Source organism: Ruegeria sp. CDSA033, from assembly GCF_059612305.1.
Window position 1 is genome coordinate 373783 of sequence record NZ_JBXWQI010000001.1, and the last position, 21491, is coordinate 395273.

16 protein-coding genes are annotated in these 21491 nt (G+C 57.6%); 4 read left to right on the forward strand and 12 right to left on the reverse strand.

Annotation, left to right across the window (positions count from 1 at the left end):
* Positions 1-80: 80 nt before the first annotated feature.
* Positions 81-2690 carry a bifunctional lysylphosphatidylglycerol flippase/synthetase MprF gene (mprF, locus tag AC2FLA_RS01915; RefSeq protein WP_496720058.1) on the forward strand — a complete coding sequence of 870 codons (2610 nt, stop codon included), beginning with the start codon at positions 81-83 and terminating at the stop codon, positions 2688-2690.
* A gap of 3 nt (positions 2691-2693) precedes the next feature.
* On the opposite strand, the gene AC2FLA_RS01920 is transcribed toward mprF, so the two are convergent.
* The 6 genes from AC2FLA_RS01920 to AC2FLA_RS01945 form a co-directional block, all read right to left on the reverse strand.
* A complete protein-coding gene (locus tag AC2FLA_RS01920; RefSeq protein WP_496720060.1) occupies positions 2694-4256 on the reverse strand; it encodes an efflux transporter outer membrane subunit in 1563 nt (520 codons plus the stop codon).
* Positions 4257-4267: 11 nt separating this feature from the next.
* Positions 4268-5413, reverse strand: a complete 1146-nt coding sequence (locus AC2FLA_RS01925; RefSeq protein WP_496704349.1) for an HlyD family secretion protein — start codon at positions 5411-5413, stop codon at positions 4268-4270.
* A 21-nt stretch (positions 5414-5434) separates the two neighbouring features.
* On the reverse strand, positions 5435-5797 hold the full coding sequence (locus AC2FLA_RS01930) for a DUF3302 domain-containing protein (RefSeq protein ID WP_113788976.1): 363 nt from the start codon (positions 5795-5797) through the stop codon (positions 5435-5437).
* A 34-nt stretch (positions 5798-5831) separates the two neighbouring features.
* Positions 5832-6401 (reverse strand): disulfide bond formation protein B, encoded by a 570-nt coding sequence (locus AC2FLA_RS01935; protein WP_496720062.1) that lies wholly within the window; start codon positions 6399-6401, stop codon positions 5832-5834.
* Between the two features lie 9 nt (positions 6402-6410).
* The gene (locus AC2FLA_RS01940; RefSeq protein WP_186437446.1) at positions 6411-6566 is read right to left on the reverse strand and encodes a DUF5993 family protein; all 156 of its coding nucleotides are present in this window, start codon (positions 6564-6566) and stop codon (positions 6411-6413) included.
* A 115-nt stretch (positions 6567-6681) separates the two neighbouring features.
* Positions 6682-7443, reverse strand: coding sequence for a DeoR/GlpR family DNA-binding transcription regulator (locus AC2FLA_RS01945; protein WP_496720064.1), 762 nt, complete (start codon positions 7441-7443; stop codon positions 6682-6684).
* Positions 7444-7636: 193 nt separating this feature from the next.
* Between AC2FLA_RS01945 and glpD the strand changes: the two genes are divergently transcribed.
* Positions 7637-9229, forward strand: a complete 1593-nt coding sequence (gene glpD / locus AC2FLA_RS01950; protein ID WP_496720066.1) for a glycerol-3-phosphate dehydrogenase — start codon at positions 7637-7639, stop codon at positions 9227-9229.
* A gap of 48 nt (positions 9230-9277) precedes the next feature.
* Here the strand turns inward: glpD and AC2FLA_RS01955 are convergent, their stop codons facing one another.
* The 3 genes from AC2FLA_RS01955 to metG form a co-directional block, all read right to left on the reverse strand.
* Entirely contained in the window at positions 9278-12415 is a 3138-nt protein-coding gene (locus tag AC2FLA_RS01955) for an efflux RND transporter permease subunit (protein WP_496720068.1), read from the reverse strand.
* A gap of 3 nt (positions 12416-12418) precedes the next feature.
* Positions 12419-13585 (reverse strand): efflux RND transporter periplasmic adaptor subunit, encoded by a 1167-nt coding sequence (locus AC2FLA_RS01960; RefSeq protein ID WP_496720070.1) that lies wholly within the window; start codon positions 13583-13585, stop codon positions 12419-12421.
* Positions 13586-13862: 277 nt separating this feature from the next.
* Positions 13863-15608 (reverse strand): methionine--tRNA ligase, encoded by a 1746-nt coding sequence (gene metG, locus AC2FLA_RS01965; RefSeq protein WP_496720071.1) that lies wholly within the window; start codon positions 15606-15608, stop codon positions 13863-13865.
* Positions 15609-15825: 217 nt separating this feature from the next.
* On the opposite strand from metG, the gene AC2FLA_RS01970 reads away from it, so the two are divergent.
* A complete protein-coding gene (locus AC2FLA_RS01970; RefSeq protein WP_496720073.1) occupies positions 15826-16581 on the forward strand; it encodes an OB-fold-containig protein in 756 nt (251 codons plus the stop codon).
* Positions 16582-16615: 34 nt separating this feature from the next.
* Positions 16616-18286, forward strand: a complete 1671-nt coding sequence (locus AC2FLA_RS01975; protein ID WP_496720075.1) for a flotillin family protein — start codon at positions 16616-16618, stop codon at positions 18284-18286.
* Positions 18287-18318: 32 nt separating this feature from the next.
* Here AC2FLA_RS01975 and AC2FLA_RS01980 read toward each other — a convergent pair whose 3' ends face one another.
* The 3 genes from AC2FLA_RS01980 to AC2FLA_RS01990 form a co-directional block, all read right to left on the reverse strand.
* Positions 18319-19542: an MFS transporter gene (locus AC2FLA_RS01980; RefSeq protein WP_496720077.1), complete on the reverse strand. Its 1224-nt coding sequence runs from the start codon at positions 19540-19542 to the stop codon at positions 18319-18321.
* 80 nt (positions 19543-19622) lie between these two features.
* Entirely contained in the window at positions 19623-20219 is a 597-nt protein-coding gene (locus AC2FLA_RS01985) for a YceI family protein (protein ID WP_496720079.1), read from the reverse strand.
* Complete coding sequence (locus tag AC2FLA_RS01990) at positions 20216-21430, reverse strand: MFS transporter (RefSeq protein WP_496720081.1); 1215 nt, start codon at positions 21428-21430, stop codon at positions 20216-20218. The genes AC2FLA_RS01985 and AC2FLA_RS01990 overlap by 4 nt, the downstream gene beginning before the upstream one ends.
* Positions 21431-21491 lie beyond the last annotated feature (61 nt).

Consider the following 21491-nt stretch of genomic DNA (forward strand, 5'->3'; position numbering starts at 1 on the left):
CCTGAACGAAAATGTGCAAAAGTCGGGTTGCGCGTTCCGATCGTGCACAGTGTGATCGAGCCTGAGAGCAGGGACAAAGCATGGCAACTCATGAAAATGTCGAAGAACTCTGGGCTGTACGCCTGGCCGAACGGGTTTCGGGGTTTCTTGAAAAGCCCCTTGTCCGGATCGCGATACCGATTCTGGTCACGCTTATTGCCCTGACCGTCCTGCACGAGCTGTCTTCGCACGTCAAATGGGCTGATGTAAAAACCGACGTCGCGAATACTTCGTGGAAATTGATGTTTTTCGCCCTGTGTTGGACGGCTGTCAGCTTTTTATCTCTCTCACTTTACGATGTGTTTGCCGTGCAAAGTGTGGCAGATGGCGAGGTCCCTTTGCCTGTCGCAGGCATGGCTGGGGCCTGTGGCTACGCCGTGTCGAATTGCCTTGGGTTTTCCTACATCACCGGCACGGCGATCCGGTATCGGATCTATGCGTCTCTGGGTCTTGATCTTGGTCGGGTTGCGGGGGTGATCGCAACATCCTGGATCGCATTCTGGTCAGGTTTCATTCTGCTTCTGGGCGGGTTGCTAACCTTTCATCCGGACGGAGTGTCCAAGGTTCTGCCCATAAGTGACACGGTCGAAACCGTGATAGGGCTGTGCCTGCTTGTTGGTTTTGCAGCCTTGTTCATTTGGCTCTCCAAGGGCGGACGCAGGCTGGCTACCGGCGGTTTAGGCTTCAATTTGCCGGGCGGCAAGTTGCCGGGATTGCTGACGCTGGCGGCTGTGGGCGACCTGTTTGGGGCGTCAATGACACTGTACGTGTTGATGCCGGATGACCTCGGGGTCGGGTTTCCGTTCTTCTTCACCATTTACATTGGCGCCATCGCCGTTGGAATTCTAAGCCACGCCCCGGGCGGAATTGGCGCGTTTGAGGCTACGCTGATCGCCGGGCTAGGGGCCTCGGGTCGGTCTGACGTGATCGCGGCCCTGTTGCTTTACCGGTTGATCTATACCTTCCTGCCGTTCGCCATTGCGACCCTGTCCATCGCGGTGGCCTCGGCCCTGACGCACCGACATCACATCAGCGGAGCCGCCACGTGGGTTTATCGCGTGATCCGTCCAATTGTGCCGATGGTTGCGGCCGGAGTTGCCGCTGTGGCGGGTGTCATTCTGCTGGTGTCCGGGGCGTTGCCTGCAGGCAGCGAGAACCTTAGCGCATTGCGGGACTTTCTGCCTTTGTCCTTCGTTGAAGCTTCGCATCTTGCCGGAAGCGCTGTCGGAGTTCTACTGATCCTTGTTTCACGCGGCCTGTTCCGCAAGCTGTACCGCGCATGGATAGTGGCCATGCTGCTGATGGTTGCCGGGTTCGTCGCATCGCTGACCAAGGGTCTCGATACGCACGAAGCGATCAGCATGTTGGGCACAATCGCCTTGCTGGCCACGTTTCGCGGGGCGTTCTACCGCGTCAGCGGGGCATCGATATTCCGCCTGAACATCCCGTGGCTGGTCAGCGTGGTCGCCTTGCTTTTGGTCGTCTTTTGGGTCGGGCTGTTTTCCTATTCGCATGTCGAATATCAGAACGCTTTGTGGTGGGAGTTCGCGTGGAACGGTGACGCCTCACGCTTTTTGCGATCCAGTCTTGTGGTGGCGGTTATTCTTGGCGTGGTGGCCGTGAATTCTTTGTTCGGGCGCGAGGTTCCGGAACCGGTCCGAACGGAGATCCCCGAGGTTGTTGAACGTCTGGTCATGGAAAGCGAAGACACCGAGTCGCAGATTTCACTGACCGGCGACAAGCAATTCCTGATTTCACCGGACGATGACGCATTTCTGGCCTATGCCGACACAGGCAATGCACTGATCACCAAGGGGGAGCCGGTTGGGGATGAAACCGCCGGAAAGCAACTGATCTGGCAATTGCGCGAAATGGCGGACCGTGAGGGCAAGTTGTGCGCTTTCTACAGCGTATCAACTAAGTACCTGCCGACGTTTCTGGATCTGGGCCTGTCTATTCTGAAGATCGGAGAGGTCGCGCGCGTGCCGTTGAAAGATTTCTCGCTGGACGGTAAATCTCGCAAGCGGTTCCGTCAGGCCAAAAACCGGGCCGAACGCGAAGGGTATGTATTCGAGATCATACCGAAGGACAAAGTGGGTCCTGTGTTGCCCGAATTACGCAAGATTTCAGACGATTGGCTGGAGCATAAGGCTGGTGAGGAGAAGGGGTTCGCCTTGGGCGGGTTTGACGATGAATACCTGTCCTATTTCGATTTCGCGTTGCTGAAGAAGGCAGATACGGGAAAGATCGTCGCCTTCGCCAACCTCTTCCAAGGCGGGAACAAGTCCGAATTGTCGTTGGACCTGATGCGGTATGAGCCGGACGGGTCGAACTTTATCATGGACGCCTTGTTTGCCGAGATGATGACCTGGGGGGCAGAGCAGGGGTTCCATTGGTTCTCGCTAGGAGCGGCACCGTTTTCGGGAATTGAGAACCGGCAACTGGCGTCTTTCTGGAACCGCGTGGGAGGGTTCGTATATGAGCACGGCGAGCAGTTCTATCACTTCGAAGGGCTGCGATCTTTCAAGCAGAAGTTCGATCCGGAGTGGAGCCCGAATTACCTCGCCAGCCCCGGTGGTCTGGCAGCACCACGTATTCTGTACGAGGTGAACATCCTGATTTCAGGCGGTTTGCGCGGGCTGACGAAGTAACACTCAGTTCAGACTGGCGCGGGTCGGGGTTTTCTCCAGCAGATCGCCCCAATCAGTGCGATATGCCATTTCCGCCAGAACGGTTTCTGGTAGGAATTCCTGGTTCTGCCGGATCTGCCAGCCACCACCCAATCCCTTGTAAACCGCAACCAGATTGCTGGAAACCTGCTGGCGGGCCTGAATCAAATTAGCCTGAGACCGCAGCAGGGCTGTTTGGGTGTTCAGGATACGCGAATAGCTTGCGATACCGTCCCGGTACTGGTCGATGGCGATATCAGCCGCTTTGCGCGACGCCGCGACGCTTTTTTCATAGAAGCCAACTTGCTTGCGAGATTGGGCATAGGCCACCATGGCGCTTTCAACCTCGGAATAGGCGATCAGGACAGTGTTCTGGTAATTGGCGATCAACGCCTGATAGGCCGCATCCTGCGCGCGGACGTTGTTTTTGATCCGGCCATAGTTCAGCACATTCCAGACCACACCGGCATTCGCGAGCCCGGTGTTGCTGCCTGCTGAAAACAGATCTTGCCCGCCCGAGGCCTGCAGGCCAATAGCACCTGACAGGATAAATTGCGGATAAAGGTCGGCCAAAGCGATCCCGACCTGCGCTGATTGCGTGGCCGCTGCCAGCTCGGCTGCGCGAACGTCTGGGCGGCGGCGCAGAAGCTCGGCGGGGACACCGACGGACACATTCGTACGCGCAGAGGGGATCCGCCCGGAATTGCCTAGTAGGCTGGTCATGCGGGACGGCGTGGTTCCCAACAGCACGGCCAAAGCATTTTTGGCCTGTTGAAGATCACTTTCAATCTCTGGCACCAAGGCCTTGGTATTGTTCAACAGGGCCGTGGATTCCTGCACGTCCAGCTCGGTTGTTACGCCATTGTCAAACCGCAGTTGGGTCAGATCAGCAGATTCCTGTTGCAACTGGATGTTGTCGCGCGCCACTGCCAGCGACTCCTGCAAGGCACGAATGTTGACATAAAGCGCTGCAACATCGCCGGTCAGGGTGACAAGCGCGTCGTCATAGTTGGCCACTTGCAGCGCCAGATTGGATCGCGCGGCCTGAACGCCACGACGTTGCTGGCCCCACACGTCCAGCTCCCATTGGGCATCAAAGCCGACCTGCGAGGTCGAAAACTCGGTGTCCAACGGAATGATCCGGCGGATATCGGATATCGGCCCGAGGTTGTCGCTGACCTGACGGCGTTCAATGGATGCACCGATGGCCTGTGATTGCGGATACAGCTCGCCAAACGCAATGCCCAACTGCGCGCGTGCCTGCAGAACGCGAGCACCGGCAACCTGCAGGTCCAGGTTCTGTGCATAGGCTTCGGCGATCAGTTTATTGAGGGTGGGGTCGTTGAACGTCTCCCACCATCTCACCACAGGCGCACTGCGCGAGGTCAGGCCGCTTTGACCAGTGCTTGGGGTGTTGACCTCGATCCATTGTTTGACGACCGGTGAGTTCGGGCGCACGAAATCCGGGCCAACTGGTGCGCAGCCGACCAGCAGCGCGGCGCAAAGGGCCGTGCCCATCAGTTGGCGGTATAATCTGGCCCGGGTCATCATATGCGTCCTTAGATATCCAATGGTCGAATGAAGTTGGCGAAGGAATAGAGACGAATGTTGATCCGGCGCAGAAACTCAAAGCTCTTGCCCTGACCGGTATAAATCGCCACGGCCGCGTGACCACCGGCAGGGAAGGTGTGCCCGTCCGGGATATCGACTGAGATCTGGACCGCGATGCGACCGGGTAATTTCGGTAGCTCAAAGCCGGGCAGGCGGCCTGACGGCAAGTATTGCCCTTGACGGGTTGCCCACCAGATCGCTTCGACTTTACCAGTCAAAATTTCGCCCGGATACAGATCAAGGGCGACTTCAACGGGTTGGCCGACTTCGACAAATTTCAGGTTCTGCTGACGGTAGGTTGCAAGAATGTAAGGGTTATCCTTGGTGACAAAGCTGGCAATGGCGCCCAGGCGGATATCGCCGACGACCAGACCCGGACGGGCCTGTTGGGACACGATCATGCCGTCTTCGGGGGCGTAAATCGTGGTGTTATCCAGAAAATACTGGGCCTTGTCTAATTGCACCTGTGCCTGAAGGATGCCGGTGTTTACGCCGTCAATCTGGGAATCGAGCGCAAGCTGAGCCTTTTCCAGATTTGCCGTGGCCTCTTTGACCTGCGCCTGATCTTCGGTCACCTGTTCGTTCCAGCGATCTAGCTCGTCCTGCCGCGCACCACCTGCGGGTACGAGGTTTTCGTATCGGGCTTGCTGCGTCTGTGCGTAGGCAAGTTGCGCGTTGGCACGCTCAATGGCTTCCCCTGCGGCAATGACGTCCTGTTCAAGGATCTTGGCGTTTTGCTCGGCCGCAACCAGCTGCGCTGTGGCTCCTTCAACCTCCAGCGCGAACACGGTGTCATCAAACCGGTACAGCGGATCGCCCTTCTTGACCTCGGTATTGGGTTCAACCAGCACCTCGGTCAGGATCGTTGGCTCCGTCAAACGGGGCACGATCTGGATCGTGGAACGGACCACGTGGCTGTCGATGGAGAACGGCTGGAAAAACCGCAGGGCGACCAGAAAGATCAACAGCAGGTGTGCACCGACCCAGAAGGATACGATGCCCCACGTGATGCTGAACTTCAGCCACTGAAACTTGAAGAAAATAAGCCAGACAAAAATGATATAGAAAAGCGTAATGCCGAGGGCGACAAACATATTTTGTAGTTTCCTTTGGCGTTAGCTCTTTTGTGTTTCTTCCGGATCCAGCGGGTCGCGGTATTCTTCCGTCAACTCACCACCCAAGCGCTTGATTTCTTTGCGAACCGCCTCACGCTCATCATCGGGCATACGGCGGATATCTACCACGGTTCCATCGTGGAACGCCCAGATGAAAGCATGGACCCAGGGTACGATGGCGAGAAATCCCATCCATCCCATGATCTTAATCGCTTCGGCATGAGGGTGATTGCGTTTGATCGCGATGCGGCCCGGTAGTCCCATCACGAATAGAAACAGCGCCATGACGGCGGCCAGCAGCAAAATCAACGCAACAAATGTCAGGTAGTCGTAATAGCCCAGTGGCTGCCCAAGTAACCCCATGTTTGTGCCTCTGTTCGGGAAGGTTATCCCATCCTCAGTTGTTGGAGCCCAGTTCGTCAATCACTTTGTAGCTGGTTGGCGGGTCGGCGCAAATGCCGGGGCCACATTCAAGCAGCGTAGAACCGGCATTCAGAACAGCCAGACCAAGCATGATGAAGAAGGCCACCTTGGCCAAGGTGCTTCCACCAAAGCGCGGCTGGTCCGAAGTATCGTCAGCATATTGGCGATCAAACAGCAGCATAACCGCGGTGCCCAACAGGATCAGGAAAAAGCAAATGGCGGCCCAAGTGTAGTAGTGCAACCCCAACACGGGCGAGCCGTAATGACCCGTGCCCGGAACGATATGCAGAAGGATCTGGCGCACCGATACGCTGCCGCCATAAAGCGCTGCGATTAACATCAACGCATAGTGTTGCGGCCGCGCGCCGTATAGCAGGTTCAAGCCCAGCCCAACGCCCACGGCGACAAAGCCAACGCGTTGCAGCAGGCAAAGTGGACAGGGCAGCTCGTAAAGCGCCAGTTGGTAAACAAAGGCCAACAGCAGTACAAGGCTGACGGCCAGCATGCCGATGGCGTTCAGGGTTCGGGATAATTCTGGTGTCATCATCGCCCCCTACAACTGGATTGTCAGTTGGCTGGTAGCGTGGAATTTCAGCCAGTACACACTCAACGCCAGCGTGAAGAAAAACAGCGCATTGGCTGCTGTTGTTTGTCGATAATAATTCAGCCCCATGGTGGCTGTAAGTAACGCAAATAAAAGCGCTATCATGGCCCGGTTCTCCCCTTCCGTGCAACGACCGCAATACCGGGATACTGTCAGGCGCGGGGAGGTCTGGCAAGAAATCTCTTACCAAGTTCACCTTTTAGGAGAACTACTTAGGGGGTTATTGGCACACGCGCAGGTCAGTCTTCCATTCCTGACACCTCTTGCTTAGACGGTCCGTCAGAGGCCGGTCGGTGTAGAACGTGTCGATCTCAGCCAACGAGGTAATGCGCGCGGGGGCTGCACGCTGAAACTTTGAGTGATCGGCCACAAGAAAGGTGCGCCGTGTCTGGGCCAGAATCGTTTGGCTGACCTGGACCTCTTGAAAATCAAAATCCAATAGGTCGCCATCGGCATCAAGTGCCGAGCAGCCGATGACCGCATAATCGAACTTGAAGTGCCGGATGGTCGCGACTGTCAGATTACCCACCAACCCGCCATCCGACCTGCGCAGGACACCGCCCGCGACGACGATTTCGCAATCCGCGTTCTCGGCCAGAATATTGGCGACATTCATGTTGTTGGTGACGACCATCAAGTCCTTGTGGTTCACCAATTGGCGCGCAACCGCCTCGGTCGAGGTGCCGATGTTCATGAAAACAGACGCGCCGTCCGGGATGTCTAGGGCACAGGCCGACGCAATGCGCGCTTTGGCCTCATCGTTCAGGGCGCGGCGATCCTCATAGCCAATATTGGAAACGCCCGAGCGAATGACGGCCCCGCCATGCACCCGGTCCAGTTTCCCCAGATCCGCAAGCTCAGACAGGTCGCGGCGTATGGTCTGAACCGTGACCCCGAACTGAGCGGCCAGGTCATCCACCATCACACGGCCATCCTGTCTGGCGATGTTCAGGATGTCTGACTGACGGAAGGAAAGGGACATATTCTTCTCCGAAACGGTAAGAGTTCGTTTTTGTTCCAATTTTGAAGGTTTTCCAAGAGCTCTATTCAGTCGTCCGTTCAAATCAGTTCGGTATGTGGCGTTAAAGCGAAAATAAACGAAAGTAAACGTTGACGAAACGCGCGTTCATCGGGTTAATGAGCCCGGTTTTTCAAACAAAGAGAATCATCCGGACATGGAACGGCACACGGACAAGGTCACGGACCTTTTCATCATTGGTGGTGGGATTAACGGGTGCGGAATAGCGCGCGATGCAGCCGGGCGCGGATTGTCCGTGACATTGGCCGAGATGAACGATCTTGCTTCGGCGACGTCATCGGCCTCGACCAAGCTGTTTCATGGCGGTTTGCGGTATCTGGAGTATTTCGAGTTCCGTCTGGTGCGCGAGGCGTTGATCGAGCGTGAAACACTACTGCGGGCGATGCCGCATATCAGCTGGCCGATGCGGTTTGTATTGCCGTATCACAAGGATATGCGGTTCGATTCTGAAACGCCGACCTCGCGACTTCTCAGCACAGTAATGCCTTGGATGAAGGGACGGCGCCCGGCGTGGCTGATCCGTCTGGGCCTGTTCATGTATGACAATCTGGGTGGGCGCAAAATCCTGCCGGGGACAAGCTCACTGGATTTGCAAAGCGCGCCGGAAGGCGGGCCGTTGCAGAACAAGTTTCACACAGCCTACGAGTATTCCGATTGCTGGATCGAGGATTCACGGCTGGTGGTGCTGAATGCCCGCGATGCTGAGGCACGTGGGGCGAATATTCTGGTACGGACCGAAGTTCTGGCGGCCAAACGTGTCGATGATCTGTGGGAGATCACTATGCGCGATAAGCAGAGCGGCGAAACGCGGGTGGTGCAGGCCAAAATGCTGATCAACGCGGGTGGCCCCTGGGTTGGGGACATCATCCAGACCAAGATCCACATCAACTCTCGCGAAGGTGTGCGGCTGGTGCGCGGCAGCCATATCGTGACGCCAAAGCTCTATGATCACGACAAGTGCTATTTCTTCCAAGGTGAAGACGGGCGCATCATTTTCGCCATTCCGTATGAGCGCGATTTTACGCTGATCGGCACAACGGACCAGGATCACCCAGACCCGGCAGAGCCCCCGATCTGTACGGAGACCGAGCAGGATTATCTGTGCGCATTTGCATCGAAATATTTCCAGAAACCGGTTACGCGCGATGACATCGTGTGGACTTATTCTGGTGTGCGTCCGTTGTATGACGACGGGGCCAGCAGCGCCACTGCGGCGACGCGGGATTACACCCTGAAAGTTGACGCGCAGGGTGGGGCGCCTGTTCTGAATGTCTTTGGTGGCAAGATCACCACCTATCGACGCCTCGCCGAGAGTGCGATGGACAAAGTGTCCGAGCATTTCCCCGATCTTCCCGGCCCCTGGACTGCAGGCATTTCGCTTCCGGGCGGCGATTTTCCAGTTGGTGGCGTACCGGATTTGGTCGAGGCAATGTTGGCCGACTACCCGTTTCTGGACCGTGTCTGGGCGCAACGTCTGGTTCGCGCCTATGGCACTGAGGCCAAGACAATTTTGGGCGACGTCAAGTCCATATCAGATCTGGGCGAGGACTTCGGCGCAACGCTTACCGCGCGGGAACTGGCGTGGCTGATGGACAAGGAATACGCGCGCACGGCCGAAGATGTTGTCTGGCGCAGAAACAAGATGGGCCTGCGGTTAAGTGCCGAGCAGATCGCTGGCATTCAAGGTTGGATGGATCGCAAAACCGAACCCGTCGCAGTGAACGCCTGACCAAAGACGTAAAAAGCCCCGCCAGTTTGGCGGGGCTGTTGTTTTGGATCACGCGGCCTCTTCTGATGGGCCCGGATCGTCTTTGGTTCCCTTGATCCATTCCCGCATCCCCTGCAGCAGGGCGTAAAGGACCGGCACCAGGATCACGCCGACCAGAGTAGCTGCCAGCATCCCGCCGAACACGGCGACACCGATGGCTTTCTGGCTGGCGGCACCCGCGCCGCTAGCTGCCAGAAGCGGCACAACACCCAGCAGGAAGGACAGGGCCGTCATCATCACCGCACGGAAACGTTGAAAGGCGGCCTCGGCTGCAGCGTCTTTGACCGACAACCCTTTGGCGCGTTGTTCCATCGCGAACTCAACGATCAGAATACCGTTCTTCGAGGCCAACCCCACAAGCATGATCATCCCGATCTGCGTATAGAGGTTGATGTCGCTGCCCACGATAGCCACAGCCGCCACCGCCCCGAACAAGGCGACGATCACCGATAGCAGGATCGACACAGGCAAGGTCCAACTCTCGTATTGCCCCACAAGGAAGAGGTATCCGAACAGGATCGCTAGACCGAGGATGATCACCACCAGTCCACCGGTCGCCAATTGTTGCTGCGCGGTCCCGGTCCATTCAAAGGCATATCCCGGGGGCAGGGCAGTCGTGGATTCCTCGGTCATGACATTGATCGCGTCACCAGTGGATAACCCAGGCGCCGGAACCGCCGTTACTGTCGCCGAACGGAACAGGTTGTGACGTTTCAGCAGGACCGGACCCAGTACGTTTTCGACATCAATGAGCGTACCCAGAGGCACCATCTCACCCTTGGTCGAGCGCACATACAGGTTCGAGATATCGTCGACATTATCGCGATAAGAACCGTCGGCCTGAATCATCACGCGATACACGCGCCCGAACAGGTTGAAGTCGTTCACATAGTAGGACCCCAACTGCGCCTGCATCGTCTGGAACACCTCGGCCACGGACACTTGCAGCGTCTTGGCCTTTTCGCGATCCAGATCCACGAACAACTGAGGAACGTTGGCCCGGAATGTGGTGTAGGCCTGACCGATTTCCGGTCGTTGGTTGGCCGAATAGACGAACGACCCAACTGCAGACGCCAGATCCTGAGGCGTGCCGCCTCCGGTCTGCTGCACCTCCATCTCCACACCTGCCGAGTTGCCGAGGCCTTGAATGGGTGGTGGGTTGAACGCGATTATCGATGCGGCGGTTTCACCATAGGCAATCGCCAGCACTTTCTGCAGGATTGCATCAGCGCTCAGGTCATCCTCTTTCCGTTCATCCCAGTTGTCGAGGTTCACAAAGATCGCGGCACCGTTTGTTGTCGTACCGTTCAGGATCGAGAACCCGTTGATCAGAACTGTGCTGGCGACGCCGGGGATCTGTTGGATCTGTGTGTCAACACGTGCAGTGACCGCTTCGGTCCGTTCCAACGTCGCAGCGTCTGGCAGTTGCACGTCCACGAACAGATACCCGTTGTCTTCCAGCGGAAGGAAACCACTCGAAGTGTTGGACATGATCGTGCCTGTGCCCATGGCCAGCGCAACGATGATCCCCAGGCCGATGATCGGAAGGATCAGCAATTTGCGTACGATGGCGACATAGCCACTGCGAACGCCGCCGATGAAGTTTTCGAACACCGCCAACAACCCCTTGGGCGGACCGGAGCGTGCCTTCAACACCAGGCCGCACAACGCAGGCGACAGCGTCAACGCGTTGATCGACGAGATCACAACAGCGGTCGAGATCGTCACAGCGAACTGCGAATAAAGCCGTCCCGAGATGCCGGGCATAAAGGTGACGGGCACGAACACCGCCAACAGAACCAGCGTGGTTGCAATAACCGGACCGGTGATCTGCCCCATGGCCTTGCGCGTCGCCTCAGCCGGTGGAAGCCCTTCGTCGGCGATGATCCGTTCGACGTTTTCGACCACAACGATTGCGTCATCCACAACGATCCCGATGGCCAGCACCAGCGCGAACAAAGAGATCGTGTTCAGCGACATGCCAAATAGCAGCAGGAACGCGAATGTCCCAATCAACGACACGGGGATCGCAACCGCCGGAATGATTGTCGCGCGCCAGCTTCCAAGGAAAACAAACACCACCGAGATCACCAGAATGAAGGTCAGGATCAGGGTCGTGACCACGTCATTCAGCGACTGATTGACAAAGTCCGTCGTGTTGAAGGGTACGGCGTATTCCACATCCGTCGGGAAGGTGCGGGACAACCGCTCAAGCTCGGCCTCGACTCGGTCCGACACGGCCAGCGCGTTCGCGCCAGGGGCCTGATAGATGCCGATTACCGTGGCCGGGACACTGTCAAAATAGCCCGAAGCCGCATAATATTCTGCGCCCAACTCGACCCGCGCGATGTCCTTGACCCGCACGATTGAACCGGCATCCCCGGTTCGGATGACAATGTCGCCGAACTCTGCGGCCGAGGTCAGGCGGCCCTTGGTTTTGATAGTGTATTGAAAGGTCTGCCCTTCCGGGACAGGAGGAGCGCCGATGGAACCGGCTGAAACTTCGACGTTTTGTTCCCGAATTGCATTGATCACATCACCCGGAGTGATGGACAAAGCAGCCATCTGATCCGGGTCCATCCAGATCCGCATGGCGTATTCAAGATTGGTCAGAACGTCGGCTTTACCCACTCCCTGAACACGTGCCAGCGCGTCTTTCAGGTTGATCGAAGCATAGTTTGATAGAAAGACACTGTCATAAGTCTCATTTGGCGAGGTCAGCGTCACCAGCAACAGCATGTTGGTGGATGCTTTTTGAGTAACCACGCCAGATGAGGTCACTTCGGCAGGCAGGGACGACATGGCCTGAGCAACGCGGTTCTGCACGTTGACTGAGGCGATGTCTGGGTCGGTGCCCACTTCGAATGTGACGTTGAGCGAATAGGATCCGTTATCTGCCGAGGTCGACGTCATGTAGATCATGTCGTCCACACCGTTGACCTGCGCCTCGATCGGGGCGGCGACGGTGTTTTCCACGGTTTCGGCGTTGGCGCCAGTGTAGGTAGTCGTCACGCTGACCACCGGTGGCGTAATGTCCGGGAACTGAGCGACCGGCAGAACCAAATAACCGATGCCGCCCATGATCGTCAGGACAAGCGAAATAACCAGGGCCAGCTTGGGCCGGCTAATGAACAGGGCTGAGAACATCCGTTATTCTCCCGGCTGTTCAGAGGCGACGACGGCATCCACCGAAACGCCCGGGCGAACCCGCTGCAGGCCCTCAACGATCACGCTTTCACCTTCGCGCAGACCATCCGTCACAATAATCGCCGTCCCAACCACGTCGCCGGTTGTGATGTAGCGCTGTTCGACCATTTGTTTGTCATTCACCACCAACACAAACTCACCACGCTGGTCGCGCTGTAAGGCAGCCTGAGGGACCAGCACCTGAAGGGTGGGCTCCAGTGCTTCGATCTGAACGCTCAGAAATTGTCCGTCGATGATGAACCTGTCCGCGTTGGGGAACTCGGCACGCATTGTAATTGCGCCGGTCAGAGGGTCGATGCGGTTGTCTACAAAAACGATCTCGCCTGTTTCGTCCAGCTTGGTTCCGTTGGGCAAGGTGAGGTGCACATTCGGGCTTTTGTTGCTTTCAGCCAGCGAGGCCGCACTCTCTCCAACCTGTTCGAGAACCGAAGTGAACTGCTTTTCGTTCAGCGAGAAATTTACATAGATAGGGGCTTCACTTACCAGATTGACGAGCGGAGGATTTGTCGGCCCCACAACGTCGCCTACGCTTGTTTCCACACGTCCGATCCGCCCGTCAAAAGGCGCGTGGATCTCGGTATAGCTCAGGTCCAACTCTGCTTGTTGGATGGCAGCGTGAGCGGCCTTGACCTCGGCCTCGGCGACCAGTTCATTGGCGCGGGCGATGTCACGCTCGGACTCCGGGGTGGCATCGCGTTTGTACAGCTCTTCCTTTCGGGCCAGATCGACCTTGGCAAGCTCCAGATTGGCCTCCGCCCGGTCCAGATCGGCTTTACGGGCCTCCAGGGTCGCCTCATAAAGATCGGGTTCGATGGTGAACAACAGGTCGTCTTTTTTGATAAGCGCACCGTCTTCCACGTCCTGAGTTTCAAGAAAGCCGTTCACGCGGGCGACAATATCCACCTTGTTAATGGCCTCGGCACGCCCGATGAACACGGCCTCATCGGTAATTTCTTCGGTATAGGCCGCTGCAATAGACACTTTCGGCGGCGGCGCGTCGCTTTGATCCTGCGCCAGCGCCGTGAACGAGACGCCCAAACTGGTCAGTGCCGCGATGGCCAAGACCGGACCTCTGTGTCGGAAAAAGGAATTCTTTAATGCAAGGGACATGGCGGGCGCCTCGTTAGACCTATGGATATTGCGTCGAGGCAGCTCTGTTGCCTCGACGAGTCGTGCTGATTTCTTGGCAGGATGGCCGTTTTGGAACTTTATCTCAAGCTTCTTGAATGCGTCGGCCGGGTGATGTGCCCGGAAATTATTTCGGTTTCAGGCGGACTTACGCCAAGATCCTATGGAGTTTTGACGGCCAAACCCGGTTTTTGTCGCATTTCGAAAAGAAAACGGAGGCCAAATGGCCTCCGTAACTATGGTGTTGTGATCCAAAATCTCAGTCGCGCTGCCCCGCGAACCTGGATTGCCAGTCTTCGCGTTGTTCGTCCGTGATCTTGGCGAACAGAACGTCCGGCACCGTGAACGCGTGACCGGGGGGCAGGGCGTCCAGCGCGGCCGCAACATCGTCGGGCCAACTGGTGTCCAAAGAGTTCATTGCGCTTAGCATCTTGGCCGAGGCTTCAGGGATGAACGGTGCGCTAAGAACGGCGTAGAGGCGGATCAGATTCAGGCCCAGACGCACCTGAGCGGCGGCCTGTTCAGGGTCTTCCTTGAATGTCGACCAAGGGGCAGCGGCTTGCAGGTATTCGTTGCCCGCAACCCAGATCGCACGCAGTTCCTGCGCGGATTTGCGGACATCCATCGCCTCCATATGCGCTTCATAGGCTCGGACGCGTTTGGTCAGCTCATCAATCAGCGCTTGCTCGCGGTCGCCATAAGCGCCGCCTTCAGGAACTGCCTCACCAAACTTGGATCGGCAAAACTTTGTAATGCGGCTGACAAAGTTACCCAGAACATCTGCCAGGTCCTTGTTCACCGACTGCTGGAAGTTCTCCCATGTGAATTCGCTGTCGCTGCTTTCGGGCGCATGGCTCAGCAACCACCAGCGCCAATAATCGGCAGGCAGGATTTCCAGCGCCTGATCCATGAACACACCACGGCCCTGGCTGGTCGAGAACTGACCACCATCGTAGTTCAGGTAGTTGAACGACTTGATGTAGTCGACAAGCTTCCAACGTTCGGATGACCCAGATTCTTCGTTGTAGGTGTTGGTGCCCAAAATCGTTGCCGGGAAGGAAAGGGTGTGGAAGGGCACGTTGTCCTTGCCCATGAACTGGACATAACGGACATCGTCCGCACCTTTGTCGGTGCGCCACCAGCGCTCCCAGTCGGCGTCGGTCCTGCCGTTGGCATCCGCCCATTCCTTTGCGCAGGCGATGTATTCGATCGGCGCGTCGAACCAGACGTAGAAGACTTTGCCTTCCATGCCGGGCCAGTCCTGATCGCCCTTCTTGACCGGTACACCCCAGTCCAGATCGCGGGTGATGCCGCGATCCTGAAGGCCGTCGCCGTCATGAAGCCATTTTTTGGCGATCGAGGTGGTCAGGATTGGCCAATCGTTCTTGCTGTCGATCCACGCGTCCAATTGGTCCTTCATCGCCGATTGCCGCAGGTACAGGTGCTTGGTCTCGCGCACCTCCAGATCGGTCGATCCGGAAATGGCCGAGCGCGGCTCGATCAAATCGGTCGGGTCCAGCTGTTTGGTGCAGTTTTCACACTGGTCGCCCCGCGCACGTTCATAACCGCAATTGGGGCAGGTACCTTCAATGTAGCGGTCAGGAAGAAAGCGGCCATCGGCGTTGGAATAGACCTGTTTTTCGCTGACTTCGCGGATCAGCCCTGCATCGTCCAGCTTCCCGGCAAAATGCTGGGTCAGCGTCTTGTTCTGCTCACTGGACGAACGGCCAAAATGATCGAAACTCATACCAAAACGCTTGGCGATGTCCGCCTGGACCTCGTACATATCTGCGCAGTATTCAGCCACCGGCTTGCCCGCTTTCGCTGCGGCCAGCTCGGCAGGTGTGCCGTGTTCGTCGGTGGCGCAAAGGAACATAACCTCGTTCCCCCGGCCACGCAGGTAGCGTGCGTACAGATCAGCCGGCAATTGCGAGCCGATCAGGTTACCGAGGTGCTTGATCCCGTTGATGTAAGGGATCGCTGAGGTGATGAGAATCCGAGCCATGTTCCGTTTCCGCGTAACTGTCTGCGCGCCCGTCTACATTATGTAACCGGCCAGCAAAACCCCGGCTTTGGTTCGGACGTCATTTTAGGCACGGGTGGCCGGGAAAATCGGCCTGGCTTACCGCCTAGGATTGCGCCGCCTTCACCGCATGCAATACCTCAGAGTTGTAAATTAGAATCACAAACTCTTGAATTTCCGCAATGACTTCCCATCTATCATGTATACCACAGTATACAATAACGAGGGCAAACAACTGATGTTCGACTTTCTGCTTGAGGGTGCATTTGCGCCCTTCACTTTGGCGCTTGCGCTTCTGTTCGGCTTGCTTGTGCTGGAACTGATCGCATTGGTCCTGGGTGGAAGCCTTATGGCGGGCGAGGGCGATGTCGATCTGGATGTTGTCGATGCCCCCGATCTGGATGTCGGTGATTTCGGTCTGGATATTGATGCCGACATGGATCTGGGCGATTTCGAATTGGCCGAGATCGAGGCAGACGCGCCAGGCGCGGTCTCTGCGGGACCTTTGGCGTGGCTGGGGATCGGCAAAGTGCCGTTCATGATCTGGCTGGTGGTTCTGCTGGCAGGCTTCGGCTTGTCCGGTATGGGCCTGCAACTGACGCTGCGCGACCTGCTGGGCTTTGACCTTCCGCCTTGGATGGCAGCGATTCCCGCTGGTGCCTTTGGGCTGTGGTTTGCACGTGGCTTTGGCGGCATCTTTGCTCGTCTGCTGCCCAAGACCGAGACCGAGGCGATGTCGGAACGCCTGCTTGCCCGTCGCCGTGGCGTGATCACCCAAGGCACCGCTTCGCGCGGACGCCCCGCCGAGGTGCGCGTCATGGATCGGTTTGGCAATACCCACTACCTGCGCGCCGAGCCGTTGCAGGACAAAGACACGCTTGAGCAGGGCACCGATGTGCTTGTGCTGCGCGACCGACGGCGCGACCGGTTCGTTCTGGTCGGCATGTCTGAATAACCAAAATTTCTAACCCCATCACGGAGGATTTTGCATGGAACTTACATTCCTAGCCGTCACAGTTGTGACCATTCTGGCAGTAGTTTTGTTTATCGGCCTTGTGCTTGGTCGTCTTTACCGCCGCGCGACCCGAGAGATCAGCTTGGTGAAAACCGGTGCTGGCGGTAAGAAAGTCATCATGGATGGTGGCGTCATCGTCGTGCCGTTGCTGCACGAAGTCAGCCCCGTCAACATGAAAACCCTGCGCCTTGAGGTTCAGCGCAGCGGAGAGGCCGCTCTGATCACCAAGGACCGGATGCGCGTGGACGTGGGCGTCGAGTTCTACGTCTCGGTCATGGCGACTGAAGAAGGTATCGCTCGTGCTGCGCAAACCCTTGGCGATCGGACGTTCGACGTCGAACAGCTGCGGGAAATGATCGAAGGCAAATTGATCGACGGTCTGCGCGCTGTTGCGGCCCAGATGACTATGGACGGTCTGCACGAAAACCGCGCTGACTTTGTGCAAGAAGTGCAGAATGCGGTGTCCGAAGACCTTCTAAAGAACGGTCTTTCCCTGGAATCTGTTTCGCTGACCGCATTGGACCAGACGCCGTTTGAGGCGCTTGACGAAAACAACGCCTTTAACGCTGTGGGTATGCGCAAGCTGGCCGAGGTCATTGCGACCTCAAAGAAAGAGCGTGCGCAGATTGATGCGGATGCCGAGGTCGAGGTGCGCCGTGCAGCGATGGAAGCTCAGCGTCAGAAGCTGTTGATCGAAAAGGACGAAGAGCAGGCGCGCATCGAGCAGACGCAGCAGATCGAAACGCTACGTGTGGCGCAAGAGGCCGAGGTTGCAGCCCGGACTGAAGACTCGGTACGCGAAACGGAACGGGCACGGATCGCTCGTGAAGAAGCCATTCGCGCCGCAGACATCGAGCGTGAGCGTAAAATCCGCGAAGCCGAGATCTCGAAAGAGCGTGAACTGGAAGTGGCCGAGCAAGAGCGTCAGATCATCATCGCGCAGAAATCCGAAGAGGAAAGCCGCGCGCGTGCATCCGCTGATTTGGCCCGTGCCGAGGCGACCAAAGCGACCGAAGCCGTGGCGACCGCGCAGAAGGTTGCCGAGGCCGAGCGTATCAAGCAGATCGCGCTGATCGAAGCCACCCGCGAAGCCGAGCGTCAGGCGACCGCTATCAGACTGGCTGCGCAAGCTGAGAAAGAATCCGCTGCTGACCGCGCCGAAGCCCGCCGTGAAGAGGCGCAGGCCGAAGCGGACGCGCTGAACATTCGGGCCGAGGCCAAGAAGAACGACATGCTGGCCGAAGCCGAAGGTAAGCGTGCGATCGTCGAAGCAGACAACGTGCTGTCAGTGGATCAGATCCGCATGAAGGTTGATCTGGCGCGGATCGAAACCATGCCGTCGATCATCGCGGAGATGGTTAAACCAGCTGAGAAGATCGACTCGATCAAGATCCATCAGGTTGGCGGTATCGGTGGCACCAATGGCGGCGGCGCATCGAACGGCGACAAGCCGGTCGTCAACCAGGCGCTGGACTCGATCATGGGAATGGCGGTGCAGATGCCGGCGCTCAAGAAGCTGGGCGAAGAACTGGGCCTGTCGATGGAAAACGGTGTCGGGGGTGTCGTCAACGGTGCGCTTGAATCGACGGTTGAACCTGCCGAAGAAGGCGGCGTGATCGAAGAAGGATCGCGGACAGAGCACTAATCGAAAGGGGCCGGGGTTTTCCCGGCCCTTTTTTATTGCTTTTCACGCGACCGTTTCAGCAGACGACCGATGGTGAACGACGTGCGTGGTGCGTAGACATAGTTGGTCCGCTCTTCGGGCGTCGGGCGTGAGCGCATTCGGGCCAGGCCAAAGATGATCAGGAAAACATGGCCGACCGCCACAAATGCAAACAGGGCTCCGGGCCCAAACTGCTGAATCAACGTCGATGAGATATAGGGTGAGGCTATCGCACCCAAAGCGAACCAGAACATCAGTGCCGCGGATAGCTCAACCCGTTCTTCTGCCGTTGCAAAGTCGTTTGCATGAGCGGAAGAGACCGAGAAGATCGGGAAGGTTGTCAGGCCAAAGAAAACAGCGGCCAGCATGACGCCTGCCGTTCCTGTTCCGCTGGCCGCCATTGTGACACCGCTGCTGACAACCGCAGCAACGGACAGCCAGATCAGCACCCAGCGCCTGTCATATTTGTCGGCCAGCCAGCCAACCGGGTACTGCGCCAGTGCACCACCCAAAACAAAGGATGCCAGGAAGAATGCGATCTGGTCCACGTCCAGCCCAACTTCCTGACCGTAGACCGGACCAACCATACGAAACGACGCAGAGCTGAGCGCCGCAACGATCACACCTGCAACGGCCAAGGGTGAGCTGCGCCAGGCCAGTTTGGGTCTCAACCGAGGGGCGTCGGGTGTTTTCGGCTGGCTGGCCCGTGTCAACGTCAACGGCAACAGGGACGCGCAGCACAGGATCGCCAGCAAGTTGTAGGACACGTATGACGCTGGCGGCAAAACCGCGATGATCAACTGTGCGCACAGAGACGCGCCCATATCCGCAATGCGATAGGTCCCCATGGCGCGGCCGCGCGTTTCGTTTGTGACTTTGGCGTTCAGCCACGCCTCGATCACCGTATAGGCCCCGGCGACACAGGTTCCAGACGCGACCCGAAGGGCTGCCCAGATGTACGGGTTTTCGGTCAACGTATGCCCAATAAGACCCATTGCGCCCAAGGCGGTGCAGACTGCGAAGGCTCGCGAATGACCAACGCTGCCCATCAGGCGCGGAGCCCACCAGCAGCCAATGAAGAAGCCAAGAAAGTGCGCCGAACCCAACATACCGATTTGTCCGGTCGTGAACCCAAGCGTGATGCCCGAGATCGCATCCAAAGGACCAACGCCGCCCGTTGAGAGCTGCAGAAGAATGACAGAAAGAAACAGGGCGGCAAAAGAAATGATCGTGCGCATAGTGCGCCCAGCATTACCGCATCAGCGAGCGTTGCGCGTGATAATTCGACCTCTGCGCGTCGTTTTTTGTCCTTTGGGTGTCAGGCCTTGCGGGTCAACTCGGCCCGGATGTTCAAAGACACGGTATCGGCGACCAGATCGGGATAGCCAGAGGCGCCGAAGTTATGGCGGTTCAATGCGCCCGACAGTCGAATTGACAAAGCGTTCAGGTCATCAGCCTCGGTTCCGGGTTCGCGGTACAGATTGGCTTGCAGGGTCACAGGGCGTGTGACCCCGCGCACCGTCAGGTCTCCGGTGATGGTTGCGCCTTCGGAAATGCGGCCAGTGGGGCCAAGCTGTATTCGGGTAGATTTGAACGTAATGCTCGGAAATTCCTGCGCGTTTAGCACGTTTTTGCTTAGCATCGGGCCGCGGGCAAAGGGCAACCGGGTGCGCGCCGCGGCTACATTCAGCACGACGGTGACACGGCTGTTTTGTAACTGTTCCGTGTCGACCCGAATATCTGCCGATTGGATCGGCATCGTGCCTGACTGCGCAACCCCCGAGAGCATGAAGGAAAACCCGACGGACGTCCCGGCTCGAGACAATTCATATTGGACCAACGCAGCATGAGTTGGCCGTGCCAGCGGAATGCTCGCCAGACCCGCAATCAGAAAGCGCCGCGTCAATGATCTCATGCCAAAACCTCTTGTCTGTGGGCGCGCGAGCGGCTGAGCAGAAACAGCAGAATTCCGATGTTCAGGCCGTTCCATAGAATGCCGTTTACGAAAGCCAGTTGGTAATTGCCGGTCACGTCGTAAATCCAGCCGGACATCCATCCCCCCAGCGCCATGCCCATGATCGTCATCATCATGACAAACCCCACGCGCGCGCCGGCCTCTCGCGGGGGCATATATTCGCGCACAATAAGGGCATAACCGGGAACGATGCCGCCTTGTGACAGGCCAAAAAGCAGGCTGATCAGGTAGAGTGAGACCATCCCGTCATAGGGAAGGAACAGAAACAACGCGAGGCATTGCAGGACCGAGCCGATCAGAACCGTCAGGACGCCGCCAAGTTGATCGGCGACCATGCCTGATATTACTCGGCTGATCACACCTCCGAACAGCATCAGGGACAACATCTCGGCGCCGACTGTGGGTCCGTAACCCAGCCCGACGCAATAGGACACGATATGCACCTGAGGCATCGACATCGCGACACAGCACGATATACCGGCCAGACCGAGGATGTATTGAAGTGCCCGAGGGGAAATGCCGACGCTGCGCGCCTTGATTTGTGCGGCAGACGCTGCGGTGCTGTGCGCCTCGGCCGGGACCTGTCGACGCAACAGTAGGGATAGGGGAATGACGACAAGCAGCGTTATGACAGCCAGCGTCAGGTAGACCTGCTGCCAACCGTCGCGCGCGAGTATGCCGGACAGCAATGTCGGCCAGATAGCCCCAGACAGGTAGTTTCCGCTTGCCACCAGACCCACAGCGATCCCGCGCCGTTTCATGAACCAGTGCGAGATGTCGGCGATCAATGGTCCAAAGCCGATGGATGCCCCGAGGCCCAACAGAAGATGTGCGACGGACAACATCACAATGTTTGGCGCCAGTGTCGCCAGAAGATAGCTGGTCGCGCTGAGGATTGCGGCCCCGATCAGGGCTTTGGTCACGCCCAGCCGATCCACCAATTGCCCCATCCAAAAATTGCCAAGGGCGAACCCGATCATGGCCAATGTGTAAGGCATCGCGGCCTCGGCGCGTCCGGCGTTGAATTGGGTTTCGATGGCGGGCATCACAACGATGACGGCCCACATTCCCACATTGGCCACGGTTGCGATGATCAAAGTGATCGCAAGTCGCAGCCAGGAGTATCGGCTATCGTGGATCGCGTGGCTCATCCTGAAACGCTAGGGCTCGGCCTGTGCTTTGGCCAGTCACAAACCCCGTGAGGGGCGCGTG

Coding starts and splice junctions, on each gene's coding strand:
- mprF (WP_496720058.1), top strand. CDS start 81: ATGGCAACTCATGAAAATGTCGAAGAACTCTGGGCTGTACGCCTGGCC.
- AC2FLA_RS01920 (WP_496720060.1), bottom strand. CDS start 4,256: ATGACCCGGGCCAGATTATACCGCCAACTGATGGGCACGGCCCTTTGC.
- AC2FLA_RS01925 (WP_496704349.1), bottom strand. CDS start 5,413: ATGTTTGTCGCCCTCGGCATTACGCTTTTCTATATCATTTTTGTCTGG.
- AC2FLA_RS01930 (WP_113788976.1), bottom strand. CDS start 5,797: ATGGGGTTACTTGGGCAGCCACTGGGCTATTACGACTACCTGACATTT.
- AC2FLA_RS01935 (WP_496720062.1), bottom strand. CDS start 6,401: ATGACACCAGAATTATCCCGAACCCTGAACGCCATCGGCATGCTGGCC.
- AC2FLA_RS01940 (WP_186437446.1), bottom strand. CDS start 6,566: ATGATAGCGCTTTTATTTGCGTTACTTACAGCCACCATGGGGCTGAAT.
- AC2FLA_RS01945 (WP_496720064.1), bottom strand. CDS start 7,443: ATGTCCCTTTCCTTCCGTCAGTCAGACATCCTGAACATCGCCAGACAG.
- glpD (WP_496720066.1), top strand. CDS start 7,637: ATGGAACGGCACACGGACAAGGTCACGGACCTTTTCATCATTGGTGGT.
- AC2FLA_RS01955 (WP_496720068.1), bottom strand. CDS start 12,415: ATGTTCTCAGCCCTGTTCATTAGCCGGCCCAAGCTGGCCCTGGTTATT.
- AC2FLA_RS01960 (WP_496720070.1), bottom strand. CDS start 13,585: ATGTCCCTTGCATTAAAGAATTCCTTTTTCCGACACAGAGGTCCGGTC.
- metG (WP_496720071.1), bottom strand. CDS start 15,608: ATGGCTCGGATTCTCATCACCTCAGCGATCCCTTACATCAACGGGATC.
- AC2FLA_RS01970 (WP_496720073.1), top strand. CDS start 15,826: ATGTATACCACAGTATACAATAACGAGGGCAAACAACTGATGTTCGAC.
- AC2FLA_RS01975 (WP_496720075.1), top strand. CDS start 16,616: ATGGAACTTACATTCCTAGCCGTCACAGTTGTGACCATTCTGGCAGTA.
- AC2FLA_RS01980 (WP_496720077.1), bottom strand. CDS start 19,542: ATGCGCACGATCATTTCTTTTGCCGCCCTGTTTCTTTCTGTCATTCTT.
- AC2FLA_RS01985 (WP_496720079.1), bottom strand. CDS start 20,219: ATGAGATCATTGACGCGGCGCTTTCTGATTGCGGGTCTGGCGAGCATT.
- AC2FLA_RS01990 (WP_496720081.1), bottom strand. CDS start 21,430: ATGAGCCACGCGATCCACGATAGCCGATACTCCTGGCTGCGACTTGCG.